General features: G+C 71.6%; 15 protein-coding genes and 1 pseudogene. 3 read left to right on the top strand and 13 right to left on the bottom strand.

Annotated features, from left to right (window positions below; translation table 11 throughout):
• Positions 1-79: 79 nt before the first annotated feature.
• The 3 genes from ACZ63E_RS21615 to ACZ63E_RS21625 all read right to left on the bottom strand — a co-directional run bounded on the left by ACZ63E_RS21615 (position 80) and on the right by ACZ63E_RS21625 (position 2,495).
• Positions 80-1,447, bottom strand: coding sequence for an MFS transporter (locus tag ACZ63E_RS21615; protein WP_465337914.1), 1,368 nt, complete (start codon positions 1,445-1,447; stop codon positions 80-82).
• A gap of 110 nt (positions 1,448-1,557) precedes the next feature.
• Positions 1,558-1,995, bottom strand: a complete 438-nt coding sequence (locus ACZ63E_RS21620; protein WP_465307451.1) for an SRPBCC family protein — start codon at positions 1,993-1,995, stop codon at positions 1,558-1,560.
• Positions 1,996-2,009: 14 nt separating this feature from the next.
• Complete coding sequence (locus ACZ63E_RS21625) at positions 2,010-2,495, bottom strand: hypothetical protein (protein ID WP_465338102.1); 486 nt, start codon at positions 2,493-2,495, stop codon at positions 2,010-2,012.
• A 156-nt stretch (positions 2,496-2,651) separates the two neighbouring features.
• Here ACZ63E_RS21625 and ACZ63E_RS21630 point away from each other — a divergent pair, with 156 nt between their 5' ends.
• Positions 2,652-2,786 (top strand): hypothetical protein, encoded by a 135-nt coding sequence (locus tag ACZ63E_RS21630; protein WP_465338103.1) that lies wholly within the window; start codon positions 2,652-2,654, stop codon positions 2,784-2,786.
• A gap of 150 nt (positions 2,787-2,936) precedes the next feature.
• On the opposite strand, the gene ACZ63E_RS21635 is transcribed toward ACZ63E_RS21630, so the two are convergent.
• The 8 genes and pseudogenes from ACZ63E_RS21635 to ACZ63E_RS21670 all read right to left on the bottom strand — a co-directional run.
• The gene (locus tag ACZ63E_RS21635; protein ID WP_465337915.1) at positions 2,937-3,434 is read right to left on the bottom strand and encodes a hypothetical protein; all 498 of its coding nucleotides are present in this window, start codon (positions 3,432-3,434) and stop codon (positions 2,937-2,939) included.
• Positions 3,435-3,474: 40 nt separating this feature from the next.
• A complete protein-coding gene (locus tag ACZ63E_RS21640; protein WP_465337916.1) occupies positions 3,475-4,272 on the bottom strand; it encodes an ABC transporter permease in 798 nt (265 codons plus the stop codon).
• The gene (locus ACZ63E_RS21645; RefSeq protein ID WP_465337917.1) at positions 4,250-5,107 is read right to left on the bottom strand and encodes a 2-aminoethylphosphonate ABC transporter permease subunit; all 858 of its coding nucleotides are present in this window, start codon (positions 5,105-5,107) and stop codon (positions 4,250-4,252) included. The genes ACZ63E_RS21640 and ACZ63E_RS21645 overlap by 23 nt, the downstream gene beginning before the upstream one ends.
• On the bottom strand, positions 5,104-6,153 hold the full coding sequence (locus ACZ63E_RS21650; protein ID WP_465337918.1) for an ABC transporter ATP-binding protein: 1,050 nt from the start codon (positions 6,151-6,153) through the stop codon (positions 5,104-5,106). Before ACZ63E_RS21650 ends, ACZ63E_RS21645 begins: the two co-directional genes overlap by 4 nt.
• A complete protein-coding gene (locus ACZ63E_RS21655) occupies positions 6,150-7,157 on the bottom strand; it encodes a 2-aminoethylphosphonate ABC transporter substrate-binding protein (RefSeq protein ID WP_465337919.1) in 1,008 nt (335 codons plus the stop codon). The genes ACZ63E_RS21650 and ACZ63E_RS21655 overlap by 4 nt, the downstream gene beginning before the upstream one ends.
• A complete protein-coding gene (locus ACZ63E_RS21660; protein ID WP_465337920.1) occupies positions 7,154-7,828 on the bottom strand; it encodes a phosphonatase-like hydrolase in 675 nt (224 codons plus the stop codon). Before ACZ63E_RS21660 ends, ACZ63E_RS21655 begins: the two co-directional genes overlap by 4 nt.
• Positions 7,825-8,943: a TIGR03364 family FAD-dependent oxidoreductase gene (locus ACZ63E_RS21665; protein WP_465337921.1), complete on the bottom strand. Its 1,119-nt coding sequence runs from the start codon at positions 8,941-8,943 to the stop codon at positions 7,825-7,827. The genes ACZ63E_RS21660 and ACZ63E_RS21665 overlap by 4 nt, the downstream gene beginning before the upstream one ends.
• A 498-nt stretch (positions 8,944-9,441) precedes the next feature.
• Positions 9,442-9,882 (bottom strand): annotated as a pseudogene (locus ACZ63E_RS21670) (IS1634 family transposase); the annotation flags it as partial.
• Between the two features lie 123 nt (positions 9,883-10,005).
• On the opposite strand from ACZ63E_RS21670, the gene ACZ63E_RS21675 reads away from it, so the two are divergent.
• Positions 10,006-10,353 carry a bleomycin resistance protein gene (locus ACZ63E_RS21675; protein WP_465337922.1) on the top strand — a complete coding sequence of 116 codons (348 nt, stop codon included), beginning with the start codon at positions 10,006-10,008 and terminating at the stop codon, positions 10,351-10,353.
• Positions 10,354-10,511: 158 nt separating this feature from the next.
• On the opposite strand, the gene ACZ63E_RS21680 is transcribed toward ACZ63E_RS21675, so the two are convergent.
• Entirely contained in the window at positions 10,512-11,288 is a 777-nt protein-coding gene (locus tag ACZ63E_RS21680; protein ID WP_465337923.1) for a GntR family transcriptional regulator, read from the bottom strand.
• A gap of 320 nt (positions 11,289-11,608) precedes the next feature.
• Between ACZ63E_RS21680 and ACZ63E_RS21685 the strand changes: the two genes are divergently transcribed.
• Positions 11,609-12,409 (top strand): S1 family peptidase, encoded by an 801-nt coding sequence (locus ACZ63E_RS21685; RefSeq protein WP_465337924.1) that lies wholly within the window; start codon positions 11,609-11,611, stop codon positions 12,407-12,409.
• A gap of 40 nt (positions 12,410-12,449) precedes the next feature.
• On the opposite strand, the gene ACZ63E_RS21690 is transcribed toward ACZ63E_RS21685, so the two are convergent.
• On the bottom strand, positions 12,450-13,550 hold the full coding sequence (locus ACZ63E_RS21690) for an NAD(P)H-dependent flavin oxidoreductase (protein WP_465337925.1): 1,101 nt from the start codon (positions 13,548-13,550) through the stop codon (positions 12,450-12,452).
• Positions 13,551-13,558: the final 8 nt, after the last annotated feature.

The raw sequence follows: 13,558 nt of genomic DNA on the forward strand, positions 1-13,558 counted from the left end.
CACCTCAACCATGGATACGGCTCGGTAACAGCGTCGGTTCACCGGATTTGCGAAGAGTTTTCGACGGCTTCGAAGAAGCTCAGCCGACCGGCGCCACGTCGTGGTCCGGACCATTGACCCGGGCCGCGGTGGCCAGCGCCCAGCGGCCCGTCGTCGCCAGGCCGAGGGCGAACACCAGCACTCCGCAGCCCGCGACGATCCCCCACGCGAGGTGTCCCGTCCCCGGCGCGACCGTCGGCTCCCCGGCCGCGACGACCGCGCCGATGACCGCGACCCCGAGCGAGATCCCCACCTGACGGCTGGTCGAGGCCACCGCCGCCGCGAGACCCGCGCGCTCGCGGGGCATGCCGGACACCGCCGCGTTCGTGATCGGCGCGTTGAGCATGCCGAAGCCGGCGCCGAAGACCGCGTAACCCAGCACCAGCACCGGAACCGGCGTGGCCGGGCCGATCCCGGCGAGCACGAACCCGGCGATCGTGATCCCCGCGCCCGCGACCAGCAGCGGCAGCCGCGGCCCGCGCGCGCCGACCACCCGGCCCGACAGCGGCGCGCACACCGCCGTCACCGCCGCCATCGGCAGGGTCAGCAATCCCGCGTGCAGCGCGGAAAACCCGCGGTTCTCCTGCAGGTACAGCGTGTTGAGGAAGAGGAAGCCCGCGAGCGCGGAGAACCCGGTGACCGCGGTGAGCGTCGCACCGGAGAACGGGACGCTGCGGAAGAACCTGAGCTCCAGCAACGGATCCCGCCGTCGGCGTTCGTAGGGCAGCAGCACCGCCAACGCGACCGCGGCGACCACAAAACAGGCGACGATCGGCGGCGAGCCCCAGCCGGTGCCGCGGCCTTCGATGATCCCGTAGGTGACCGACGCCAGCAGGACCATCACCAGCAGCTGGCCCACCGGGTCGAGCCGCCGCGGGCGCGGAGAACGCGACTCGGGGACGAACAGCGCCGTGAGCACGATCGCGGCCACGCCGACCGGGACGTTGATCCAGAAGATCGAGCGCCAGCCGGCCCAGCCGACGAGCGCGCCGCCGACCACCGGCCCGACCGCCATGCTCAGCCCGACCACCCCGGCCCAGACGCCGATCGCGCGGGCGCGCTCGCGGGGCTCGGTGAAGATGTTGGTGACGATGGAAAGCGCGACCGGGTTGAGCATCGACCCGCCGATCGCCTGCAGCGCGCGGAAGGCGACCAGCAGCCCGACGTTCGGCGCGACCCCGCACAGCAGCGAGCCGAGGCTGAACAGCGCGAGACCGGTCTGGAAGGTCCTGCGGCGGCCGACGCGGTCGGCGGTCGAGCCGGACAGCATGAGCAGGCTCGCCAGGACGAGCGTGTACGCGTCGATCGTCCACTGCAGACTCGACACCGACGCGCCCAGATCGTCCCGGATCGCCGGGAGCGCGAGGTTCACGATCGTGTTGTCGAGCCCGACGATGAAGAGGCTCATGCAGCAGACGGCGAGGACCACTCGCCGCCGGACCGGCTGTGGCACCGACTACCCCACTTTAGTTGCACGGACAATATTAAGCATCGTACAACTAATGTGCGTGGCCCTCGTCAGGCCGGGAACAGCTCCGTGAGCCGGGCCAGCGTCTTCTCGATGCCTTCGGCGTTCTTGCGCGGGAACGGGCTGAGGCTGATGGCGAGCGGGAACTTCGCCGTCGACCAGTCGAAGGTCTCGGTGACCTCGGTGCGGCCGCCGTCGACGGGTTCGAGCCGCCAGCGCCAGCGGTGGCCGTTGAAGTGCCGCCAGGCGATCAGCCGGCCCTCTTCGAACTCGACCACGGTGTTGAGGATCTTGTAGGACGCGCCCATCTTCATGTCCATGCCGAACTTCGCGCCGAGCGCGAGCCGGTCCGGGCCGCCGGACTGGGCGGCCCGGACCGTGCCGGACCCGTCGATGAGCGGGTGCTGGGCCGGATCGGCCAGGAGCCCGAAGATCTTCTCCGGGGTCGTGGCGACGATCGCGGTGCGTGAGACCTGACGGCTACCCATCACCCGAGCCTAGATCATTTGGTCGTCTTCAACACGACGGTGCGCTGGTCCAGCGGCGCCGCCAGGGCGACGGAGATCACCGGGTACCGGATGTCCATCGTGCACATCTGGCCGGTCTGCGCCTTGGTCTCGCTCAGGTTGACGACCACGCGGTCGCCCGCCTGCTCGGTCGCCTCGCCGAGGGCGTGGCCGCAGCCGCCCTCCTGGGCGCGGATGTTGAGGATCGTGCCGCCGTTCGCCGTCCACACCTCGTGCGGGTAGTTGGCGGGCAGCGCGGCGGCGTCGACCTTGTTCGGCGGCACCGGGGTGCTGCCCTCGGGCACCTCGAGCCGGGGTTTGCCCGGCTGGTTCGGCGGCGCCGGCAGGACCGACTCGCTCGGCGAGGTCGAAACGCTGCCGGTGGGGGCGACCGAGCTGCCGCCGGCCGCGGGTTGACTGGTGGGCAGGTCCTGGCCGGCACAGGCCGTGGCCGTCAAGAGGATCGCGCCTGTTCCGACCACCTTCGCTAAGTACCTCATGTCCCGAAGACGGAACGGGGCGGGCGGCGGGTTGCACCGGTGGCCGATCCGGTGAATTTCTGTCGAAAAGGGTGCTGACGTGGTCTGGGAGGGCATCCCGGGGCGGCCCTCCCACCGTTCGCGGCGATCCGGACGGACCTGGCCGCTGCCGCCGGGGTCAGTTCGCGGAACGTGACCGGCCTGGTCGACACGCTCGAGCGGGGCGAGCTCGCGATCCGCGTGCCCGCCCCGGCGGACCGGCGTTCCGTGCTCGCCCGGACCAGCACCACCTGACCCGCCACCTGGACCGCGACGCCGGTGGGAACCCAGCGCACGGCCGAGCACTTCCGCCTGCGGGACGACCGGATCGAGGCGATCACCCTGATCTTCGACGCCACCCGCCGGCACCCGGTCATGGCCGCGGCGGCCGCCGGCTGAAGGCCGTCAGCCCTGGCGGAGGACGACCGTGCGGGTGCCGAGGGGCGCGGCCAGGGTCAGCGGGATGCTGATCTCCCGGATGTAGTCCGGGCACATCTGCCCCTTCTTCGCGGCGGAGACGGCGATCAGCACGACCACCTGCTGCGGTGTCTGGTCGCCGAGGCGGGCCGAGACGCGGCGGCAGCCGCCCTCCTCGGCGCCGAGGATCACCTGCTTGCCGTCGATGCTGCGGGTCAGCGTGCGCGGGTAGCCCTCCGGCAGCCCGCGCGCGTCGACCTGGCTCTCGGCGATGACGTCGTCCCCGGGCGCGATGCCCTGCGTCGGGCGCCCGACCGTCTGCGACGGCGGCGGGGCCACCGGCGGCGACGACGGGTCCAGGGTCGGCGTGACCGTGCCCGGCACCGACGTCGCCGGGGCGGGACTGCCCGCCGGAGCGCCGCCGGTGCCGGCTCCGCACGCCGTCACGGTGAACAGCAGCAGGCTCGCTCCCAGCAGTTTGCGCATACCTGCCAGACGGAGCGGACGCCCGCCGGGTTGCATCCCCTCAGCGATGGGCCGCCCGGCCGCGGACCAGGCCGAGCAGGACCACCCCCGCGAGGGTCACCCCGAGCAGCACCACCGTCGCCGCGGAGGCGAGGAACACCTGGCCGCGGTCGGTGAGGGCGAAGATGCTCGCCGGGAGCGTGCGCCAGTCCGGCGGGTACAGCATCATCGTCACGCCCAGCTCCCCCATCGACATCGCGAGCGCGAGGCTCGCCGACGCCGTCATCGCCGGCAGCAGCACCGGGACGCGCACCCGCAGGAGCACCCGGGCCGGGGACGCCCCCAGCGACGCCGCGGCCTGCGCGAGCAGCGGGTCGACGCGGGCGAGCGCGGCCGACACCGTGCTGTAGGCGAAGGGCAGCAGGATCAGCAGGTGCCCGAGCAGCACGATCCAGCGGGTGCCGTTGAACGCCAGCGGCGGCCGGCTGAACGCCACCAGCAGCGCCAGCCCCAGCACCACCGACGGCACCGCGATCGGCAGGTGGAACGCCGTGTCGGCGAACTGCCGCAGCCGCCGCGATGCGGTTTCCGCGGCGAGCGCGGCCCACGTCCCGAGCAGCACGGCCGCCGCGCCCGCGATGACCCCGGTCTGGATGCTCACCGACAGGCTCGCGAACGTCTCCCCCGACAACGCCCCGGCGTAGTGCCCGAGGGTGAACCCGCCGGGCAGCACGCCGGTCCAGTGCCCGGCGAACGACGCGAGCACGAGCATCACCAGCGGCGCGGCCACCACGAGGGTGAACACCACGCCGAACACCAGCCACAGCAGCAGCTTGCTACGCCGCGTCCACAGCAGCACGGCTCCCCCTTCCGGACAGGACCCGGTAACTCCCGTACAGCAGCAGCGAAATCGCGACGTCGACCAGCGCGGCGACGCTCGCCGCCGGGAAGTCGAACGTGACGATCCCCTTGCCGTAGACCAGCATCGGCAACGTCGTGACACCCTTGGCGCCGAGGAAGAGCACGATGCCGAACTCGTTGAGCGCGAGCAGCAGCGTCAGGCAGGCGCCCGAGGCCAGCGACGGCAGCGCCGCCGGGAGCACGACCTGCCGCAGCACCCGCCCGGGCCGCGCGCCCAGCGACGCCGCGACGTCCAGGTGCACGCCCGGGACCTGCCCGAACGCCGCGAGCGCGGGCCGCATCACGAACGGCGTGTAGAAGGTGATCTCGGCGAGCAGCACGCCCCAGGGCGAGTACAGGAAGCCGCCCGCGCCGAACACACCAGCGCTGCCGTAGAGGAACGTGAACGCCAGCGCGATGAGGAACGACGGGAACGCGAGCACGGTGTCGACCAGCCGTGACAGCGTCCGCGCGCCCGGGAACGGGACGAACGCGATCACCAGGGCGAGGAACGTGCCGAGCAGCACACAGCCGGTGGTCGCGCCCAGCGCCAGCAACACGGTCTGCCACGCCGCGTCCCGGAACTCCGCCGAGCCGAGCACCTCACCCCACACCGCCAGGCCGAGCCCGCTGCCGGTGGTCAGGGACTGCCCGGCCACCAGGACCAGCGGGTACCCGAAGAAGACCGCGACGACCACCAGCGGCGGCAGCAGCCAGACCCCACCTCGTCGTGAGTGGTAAGTAGGGTTAGAACCCGAATTATCACTCACGAGGGGCATCGCGACGCCGGTCATGCGCCGACCCCCACCAGCGGGCAGCCGTCCGGGATCGACACCCCGACCGCCGACCCGACGGTGAACGCGTCGGCCACCTCGGCCCGGATGACCGCGCCCCCGGCCAGCTCCAGGTCCAGGCGGTAGCCGGTGCCGCGCCACTGCACCGCCCGGACCAGCGCCGGGAGGGTGTCCGCGCCGGGCTCGCCGACCCCGACGCGGTGCGGGCGCACGCCGAGCGCGACCGGTCCGGCGCCGAGCGCGCCGGTCGGCTCGGCGGTCAGCACGCGCTCGCCGAGCCGGACGGTCGCGGGCCGCCCGTCGCTGACCAGGTCGACCGGGATGAGGTTGGCCGCGCCGAGGAAGCTCGCGGTGAACTCGGTGGCCGGGCGCCGGTAGAGCTGCTCGCACGGGCCGGTCTCGACCAGCCGCGAGTCGCGCATGACGGCGATGCGGTCGGCGAGCGCGAGGGCCTCGCCCTGGTCGTGGGTCACGTAGACGAGCGTGGTGTCCGGCAGCTCGGCGCGCAGCCGCAGCAGCTCCGCGATCATGTCCTCGCGCAGCGCGGCGTCCAAAGCGGACAGTGGCTCGTCGAGCAGCAGCACGTCCGGCCGGATGGCCAGCGCCCGGGCGAGCGCGACCCGCTGCTGCTGGCCCCCGGACAGCTCACGCGGGAACCGGCGGGCGTAGGCACCCATGCCGACCAGGTCGAGGACCTCGGCGACCCGCGCCGCCACCTCGGCGCGCGGCGCCCGCCGGGCCTTGAGCCCGAACGCGACGTTGGCGTCGACGCGCAGGTGCGGGAACAGCGCGTAGCTCTGCACCACCACGCCGAGCCCGCGCCGGTGCGGCGGCAGGTCGGTGACGTCCTCGCCGGCCAGGAAGACCCGGCCCGCGCTGGGCCGCACGAACCCCGCGAGGGCCTTGAGCGCCGTGGACTTGCCGGAGCCGGACGGCCCGAGCAGGGCGAGGGTCTCCCCACGGGCCACGGTCAGGTCGAGCGTGTCCAACGCCGTCGTCTGTCCGAAGTGGACGGAGACACCGCGGAACTCGACCGCCGGCGTCATCGGCCGACGGCCTTCTTGTAGGCGGCCAGGTCGGCGTCCAGCTTGCCGAGCACGGCGGTCCAGTCCGGCTGCCAGATGTCGACGCCCTCGAGCGCGGCCTTGATCTTCCCGGCGTTCGGGCCGCTCGCGGTGACGTCGGACCGGGCCGGGATGCCGAACGCGTCGGCGGTCTTGGCCTGGACTCCGGGCGAGAACAGGAAGTCGAGCAGCTTCTTCGCGTCGTCCGGGTGCGGCGCGTTCGTCACCAGCCCGGCGTAGTAGGGCAGCGCGAACGTCGAGCGCGTGCCCTGGGCGTCGGCCGGGAAGAACACGTCGAAGCCGCCGCTCTTGGCGATCTCGGCGAGGTTCATCTGGACGTCGCCGTTGGCGACCAGCAGCTCGCCCTTGGCGACCTTGGGCTGCAGCTTGCCGGTGGACGACGACGGGCCGGCGTTGTTCGCTTCGAGTCTGCCGAGGTAGTCGAGCGCGCCCTGCTCGCCGAGGATGTGCTGGAGCTGCAGGAGCACGGCGGTGCCGTCGCCGGCCTCACCGGGCGTGGAGTACTGCACCTTGCCCTTGAGCTTCGGGTCGAGGAGGTCGTCCCAGGTCTTCGGCGCGACCTGCGGGTTGCGGATGAAGCTGAGGTAGTTGTTCATCATCGCGGCGAAGCGGCCCTGCGGGTCCTTGTCCGGCACCTTGTCCGCACCCTGCGGGGTGTACGGCTGCAGCAGCCCGGCGACCCGCTGGATGAACGGCGGGAGCGTGACGAGGACGTCGGCCTGGGTGTTGGCCTTCTCCTTCTCGACGCGGGAGGCGACCTCGCCGGACCCCGCCGTCACGGCCTGGACGGTGATGCCGGTCTGCTCCTTGAACTCGGCGAACCGGGCGGTGTACCAGTCTTCGAGACCGTCCACTGTGTACATGGTGACGGTCTTGCCGCCGGCGGAGGCGGCGCCGGTGCCGCCGCAGGCGGCGAGCAGCGCGGTCAGCGCCACCGCGAGGACGGCGGCCAGGGTCTTCTTCATCGGGGTTCTCCTTCGAGCACGGCGGGGAGTTCGGAGACGGAGGCGAGGACGTGGGTGGCGCCGGCCGCGGCGAGGTCTTCGCGGCGGCCGGCGCCGGTCAGGACGCCCGCGACGACGGAGGCGCCGGAACGGAGTCCGGTGAGGACGTCGGACGGGGTGTCCCCGGCGACGGCGATGTGCCGCACGTCGGTGACTTCCAGCCGCAGCGCCGCGGCGAGGACGAGGTCGGGGAACGGGCGCCCGCGGACGCCGTCGCCCGGGGCGAGCACGAGGTCGGCGAGGCCCTGCCAGCCCAGCGCGTCGAGGATGGCGTGCTGGGTGGCCGGGGCGAACCCGGTGGTGAAGGCGACCTTGACGCCGTCTTCGCGCAGGCCGCGGATGACGTCTTCGGCGCCGGGGATCGGGGCGCACGCGCCGTCGGCGACGAGCTTTCCATAGGCGGCCTCGAAGGCCGAGTTCGCTTGCTGTGCTTGGGTTTCGCCGTCCATCAGGGCGCGGAAGACGGTGATCTTCGACTGGCCCATCGTGTCGACGACGTAGCGCAGCATGTCGGGGTGCCGTGCCTCGGGCACCCCGAGGGTTTCGATCGCGGCGGTGAAGGCGCGCACGACGAGGCCGTCGTCGGCGACGGTCGTGCCGGCCATGTCGAGGACGACGAGTTCGGTGGTCACAGTCCCAGCTCCTCGGCGGTGTCTTCGGCGATGGCGGGCGCGCAGGTCATGCCGCGCCCGCCCGGTCCGGTGATCAGGAAGGCGTTGTCCGCGACGCGCGCGCGGTGCACGATCCGGCCGGTGTCGGTGGTCTGCGCGTACACCCCGGCCCAGCGGCGCCGCAGCCGCGGCAGCGGGCGGCCGAGGAGCGTCGAGGCGACGTCAGCGAGGTGCTCGTACGGGTCTTCGGTGACGTCGAAGGAGAACGGCTGGTCGTACTCGTGGGTGTCGCCGATGGTCAGCGAGCCGTCGAGCCGCTGGACGAGCAGCAGCTGCATGCGGTGCGCCGCGGCGACGTCACCCTGGGGCTGGGTTTCGGCGAGGGCGTCGAGCGCCGGGCCGCGGTAGGCGGGGTAGTAGCGGAAGCTGTCACCGTCGGCGACACTCGTGGTCAGCTCCTCGCCGAGCGGCTCGGTCTGCGCCATCTGCAGCCGGACCTTCCGCACCGGCGGGTCGCCGGCCAGCTCGCGGACGAGGCCGCCGGTCCACGCGCCGGTGCAGAAGAGGACGACGTCCCCTTCGTGCCGCTCACCGCGGTCGTCGACGACGCCGGTGGCGGTGAGGTGCCGCACCTCCCGGCCCGGCCACCAGGTGTGCCGGCCGGTCTTGGCCAGCTCGGCGCGCAGCGCGGGCTGGGCGGTGCGCGGCTCGACGGCACCGTCCCGCTCGCACCACAGCGCACCCAGGAAGTCCCCCCGCAGAGCGGGGTTCAGCTCACGGGTCTCGGCGGCGTCGAGGAGCTTGTAGCCGCGTTCGGCGGCTTCGGGCCCTTCGGCGACTTCGCGCGCGACGGCGAGTTCGGCGTCGGTCCGGACGACGGTCAGCGAGCCGTTGGCGCGGAAGCCGAGCGCCGGGACGCGCTCGCCGATCCGCTCCCACAGCAGCCGGGCGCGCCCCGCGGTCGCCAGCTCGGCGCCCGAGGCCCGGCCACCCACCCAGACCAGGCCGAAGTTCCGCACGGAAGCGCCGCGGGCCTCGGGTTCGCGTTCGAGCTGGACGACGTCGTGGCCGCGTTCGACGGCCTGCCAGGCGTGCAGTGTGCCGAGCACACCACCGCCCACGATGAGGATTCGCACGCCGCACACGCTCGCCGGAGCGCGCCAACGGGCGCTGTCCCCATGGCGAACACGGCGTGAAGCACCAGGGAATATTGGACCGGATGAGTTATCGTTCCGTTATCTTCGCAGTCGGCCCGCCGCGACGAACACGCAGACGGCGAGGATCAGGGCGTTGACCCCGACGTTGCGCCATTCGGCCGGTTTGTGCTCCACGACGGCCAGCCGGCTGTGCATCCAAGGAGAACGGGAAGAATCAGCCCGACAACGGCGAAGAGTTCACAGACGGCGGTGAACCTGACCACGGGCAGCGGATACCTGACTTGGCTCAAATCAGTGCGCACCGCGGTCGTGGATGCGGGTGAGGGCATCGCGGAGGTCGTCGGGTAGCGGGTCGACGGCGGTGAGGGCGTGCTCGCCGGCCTGGATGTTGATGGTGCGGTGGCGGCGGGTGGTGCGCACGAACTTCTTGATCGACCAGCCGGTGGCCTGCTCGACCCACCTGCCGACGGCCAGGGCGGCGAACACGACCGTCAGGTGCGTAGTTGTCTCGCCCCGGTTGCCCTCGAACGCGTTGACCATCAACGGAAACCCGCTTGCGTCGGTGAGCAGCCCGATCGTGATCTGCGGCTCCAGGCGGCGTTCTTCGGAGAACCCGGGCTCACGGAACCCGTCCCCGGCATCCGTCTCGAAGTACAAGGTGGACACATCGTGGAGAACCAGTGACGCCGGCCCCGGATCAGCGGTGCGGGCGCACGCTGGGGCCAGCTTCTGCCGCCAGGACTCTTTCGCGAACGCGGGCAGACGCCACTTGAGACCCGCCGGCGGGTCGGAACCTGCCTCCTCGACCACCCGCGGACTGTCCAGCTTGCTGGTCGGCTCGACGATCCGTGCCGGCACCAGTAATCGGAACACCTCGTCACCACCAGCGGCCTCCTCGAACCCCAACAGCTGGTAGGCGTGGCCGGGAACCGGCCGCTCAGTGCGCAGATTTTCGCCGTTCACACGACGAAACCGCAGCTCGACAGCCAGCACCCTGCCCAAGATCAGCGATCTTGAGCCAAAGTCGGGTAAGGTGACAAAATGGTCATGCGAGTGGCGATTCCCGTGCTGCCGTGCCGAGATGTGCAGGCAGCGCGGTCGTACTTCACGGACACGCTCGGATTCGACACCATATTCACCTGGGAGACCCCACCCAGCTACGCGGCCGTGATCCGCGACACCGCCGAGTTCCACCTGTACGCCGAAAGCAGCGTCGGCCCGGCCAGGGTGACGGTTATCGTCGACGACGTCGATTCCTGCCACGACGAGCTGCGCGCCCGCGGCGCCGACATCGTCGAGCCACTGGCTGACCGGCCCTACGGGATGCGCGACTTCACCGTACGGACACCCGATGGGCACTTGGTGATTTTTAGCCAGCCGCTTACCTAGTACGGGTGACTGTCGGCGGACCAGCCGGAAGTGGCCACCCTTGCCGGGCTCGTTCCCGTACCGGATGTTCGGGAACCGGCGCTCCGCCCACCGCCGAGACGGGCGCTGCAGCTCCTTGAGGAAGCCCGAACAGCCGGAGGCGCCGGAGAACGTGACAGTCAGTCAGCCCGGCCCAGGCGGGTCATGAAACTGAGCCGGTCACCACGATAAAGCGACCGGACCCGCTCGAACGGCGCACCATCCGGCCCCCACGAGATGCGGTGCATGAGCAACATCGGCAGCGCCGGGTTCGTCCCGATCAAGAGAGCTTCCCGCGGCGTCGCGAGCACCGTCTCGACCCGCTCCTCGGCGCCGTCGAACACCACGCCCAGCTTCTCGCTCAAGCACGCGTACAGCGACTGCTCCGGGTTGAAGACCTCCATCAACGTCGGGAACCGCTCGGCCAGGAGATAAGTCGACTCCAACCCGACGCGCTCCTCGTCGGCGAGCAGGACGCGCTCGATGTGGATCACTTCGGCGTCCGATGTCACCTGCAGGTCGGCGGCCAGCGCGCTGCCGGCCAGGCGCCGCTCCAGCGTGATCACGTTGCGGCCCGGCCGGATGCCCTGGCGCCGCAGCCCCTCGGTGTAGCTGACCAGGGCCAGCGGCTGGACCAGCTTCGGGCCGGCGACGTAGGTGCCGCTCCCCTGGCGGCGGCTGAGCTTGCCCTCGAGCACCAGCTCCCCCACCGCCTGCCGCACGGTCGCCCTCGACACCTCGAAGCGCTCGCACAGCTCCCGTTCCGTCGGCAGGACCGCGCCTTCGCCGAGCTCCGCGATCACCGCCAGCAGTTCGACCTTGACCGCGTAGTAACGCGGGACGCGGCCGTGCTCGGGAATCCCGTCGAGGACGGGACCGTCGGCGGACAGGCGGGAATGGCGTGGAGGGGCGGGCACGGAATCGACCCTATTCGTTTCCCGCGACGCCGTGGTTCGCTGTGGCGCGTAACACGGCTGTCACCCGAAGATCACCCGGATGCGCCGACCCCGTTTCCCGGCTCGATGATTTCCGGCCGGGAAAGGCCGGGTGAATTTCCGGGGACGCGGTCACTGGGCGCTTCGGCCTACGGCGTTCGTCGGATCCGGGGGTCGGAAATCACCCAACCGCCCGAAAGATCCGAAGAAAGTCGGTTGTCCCGGTCTGTGACCACCTGGTGTAGTCATGGGGCCGCTGACGGCAACGGCTTCCACTGTGGACACTGGAAGGACTGATCCCCTTGGCTCCCAAGCGCTGGTTCACCCTGCTCAGAAACGTCACCACCGCCGTGGCCGCGGTCGCCGCGGCCGCCTCGTTCGCCACCCCGGCGATCGCCGCCCAGCCGCCCTCCACCGACGTCGTCGGCGGGACGCGGGCCGCCCAGGGCGAGTTCCCGTTCATGGTGCGGCTGTCGATGGGCTGCGGCGGCGCGCTCTACACGAACCAGATCGTCCTGACCGCCGCGCACTGCGTCAGCCGGACCGGGGCCAACACCTCGATCACCGCGACCGTCGGCGTCGTCGACCTGCAGAGCACGAGCGCCAAGAAGATCAAGTCGACCTACGTCTACCAGTCCCCCACCTACGGCACCTCGACCGGCGGCGACTGGGCGCTGATCAAGCTCGCGAGCCCGGTCACCGGCCTCTCGACGCTGCCGATCGCGACGACGTCGACCTACAACACCGGCACGTTCACCGTGGCCGGCTGGGGCGCGGCGACCGAGGGTGGCGCGCAGCAGCGGTACCTGCTGAAGGCGACTGTCCCGTTCGTGTCCGACAGCACCTGCCAGGCCCAGGGCGGCAGCTACCCCGACCTGATCCCGAGCGCCGAGATCTGCGCCGGCAACCTGAGCGCGGGCGGCGTCGACACCTGCCAGGGCGACTCCGGCGGCCCGATGTTCCGCCGGGACAACAACAACGCCTGGATCCAGGTCGGCATCGTCTCCTGGGGTGACGGCTGCGCCCGGCCGCACGCCCCCGGTGTCTACACCGAGGTGAGCACGTTCGCGTCGAAGATCGCCGCGGCCGCCGGCTCGCTGTAACCGCTTCCGCGAAGAGGGGGCCCGCCACGGCGGGCCCCCTTCAGCGTGTCTTGTCCAAACGCGACAGTGCCTCTTCGTAGCCGGCGACGAGCTCCGCGACGACGTCGGCGACCGGGCGGACCGCGTTCATCCGCCCGACGATCTGCCCGACCGGCATCGACACCACGCTCGGGTCGTTCGCCGCGTGGATCCGGTTGTGGGCGTGGGAAACCAGCAGGTTCTGCAGCGGCATCGGCAACGGCTCGGGCGCGTCTTCCGCGGCCCAGGCCTCCGTCCACCGCGTTTTGAGCAGCCGCGCGGGCTTGCCGGTGTAGATCCGAGTCCGCACGGTGTCCGACGACGTCGCGCCGACCAGCGCCTGCTGCATCGCCACGGACTCGCCCATGGTCTGCAGGTACTCCTCGGTGGCGAGCCACATCGAGCCCATCCAGACGCCGGACGCGCCGAGCGCGAGCGCCGCGGCCATCTGGCGGCCGGACCCGATCCCGCCCGCGGCGAGCACCGGGACGTCGACGGCGTCGACGATCTCCGGCACCAGCACCATGGACGCGATCTCGCCGGTGTGCCCGCCGGCCTCGTAGCCCTGCGCGACGACGAAGTCGACGCCGTTCTCGACGTGCCGGACCGCGTGCTCGGCCTTCCCGGCGAGCGCCGCGACCGGGACGCCCCGGTCGTGGCACTGGCCGATGACGTCCGCCGGCGGCGAGCCGAGGGCGTTGGCGATCAGCTTGATCGGGTGGTTGAGCGCCACCTCGACGTGCGACCGGGCCACCGAGTGCAGCCAGCCGAGCACACCCGCGCGCTCGTCGGTGTCGTCCGGCAGCGGCGGCACCGAAAGGTCCTTCAAGACGCGATCGACGAACGCGCGGTGGCCCTCCGGGATGTGCTTCGAGAGGTCGACCTGGGTGCCCTCGGCCGGGATCTTCGCCGGCATCACGATGTCGACGCCGTAGGGCCGGCCGCCGGTGTTCTCGTCCATCCAGGTGAGCACCCGGTCGAGCTCGGCCGCGTCGTTGAACCGGACGCAGCCGAGCACCCCGAGCCCGCCGGCGCGGCTGAGCGCCGCGGCGACGTGCTCGGACGGCGTGAACCCGATGATCGGCAGGTCGATGCCGAGCCGGTCGCAGAGCGGTGTCCGCACTTGGGGTG

It is taken from the genome of Amycolatopsis sp. NPDC104819 (genome assembly GCF_055583145.1).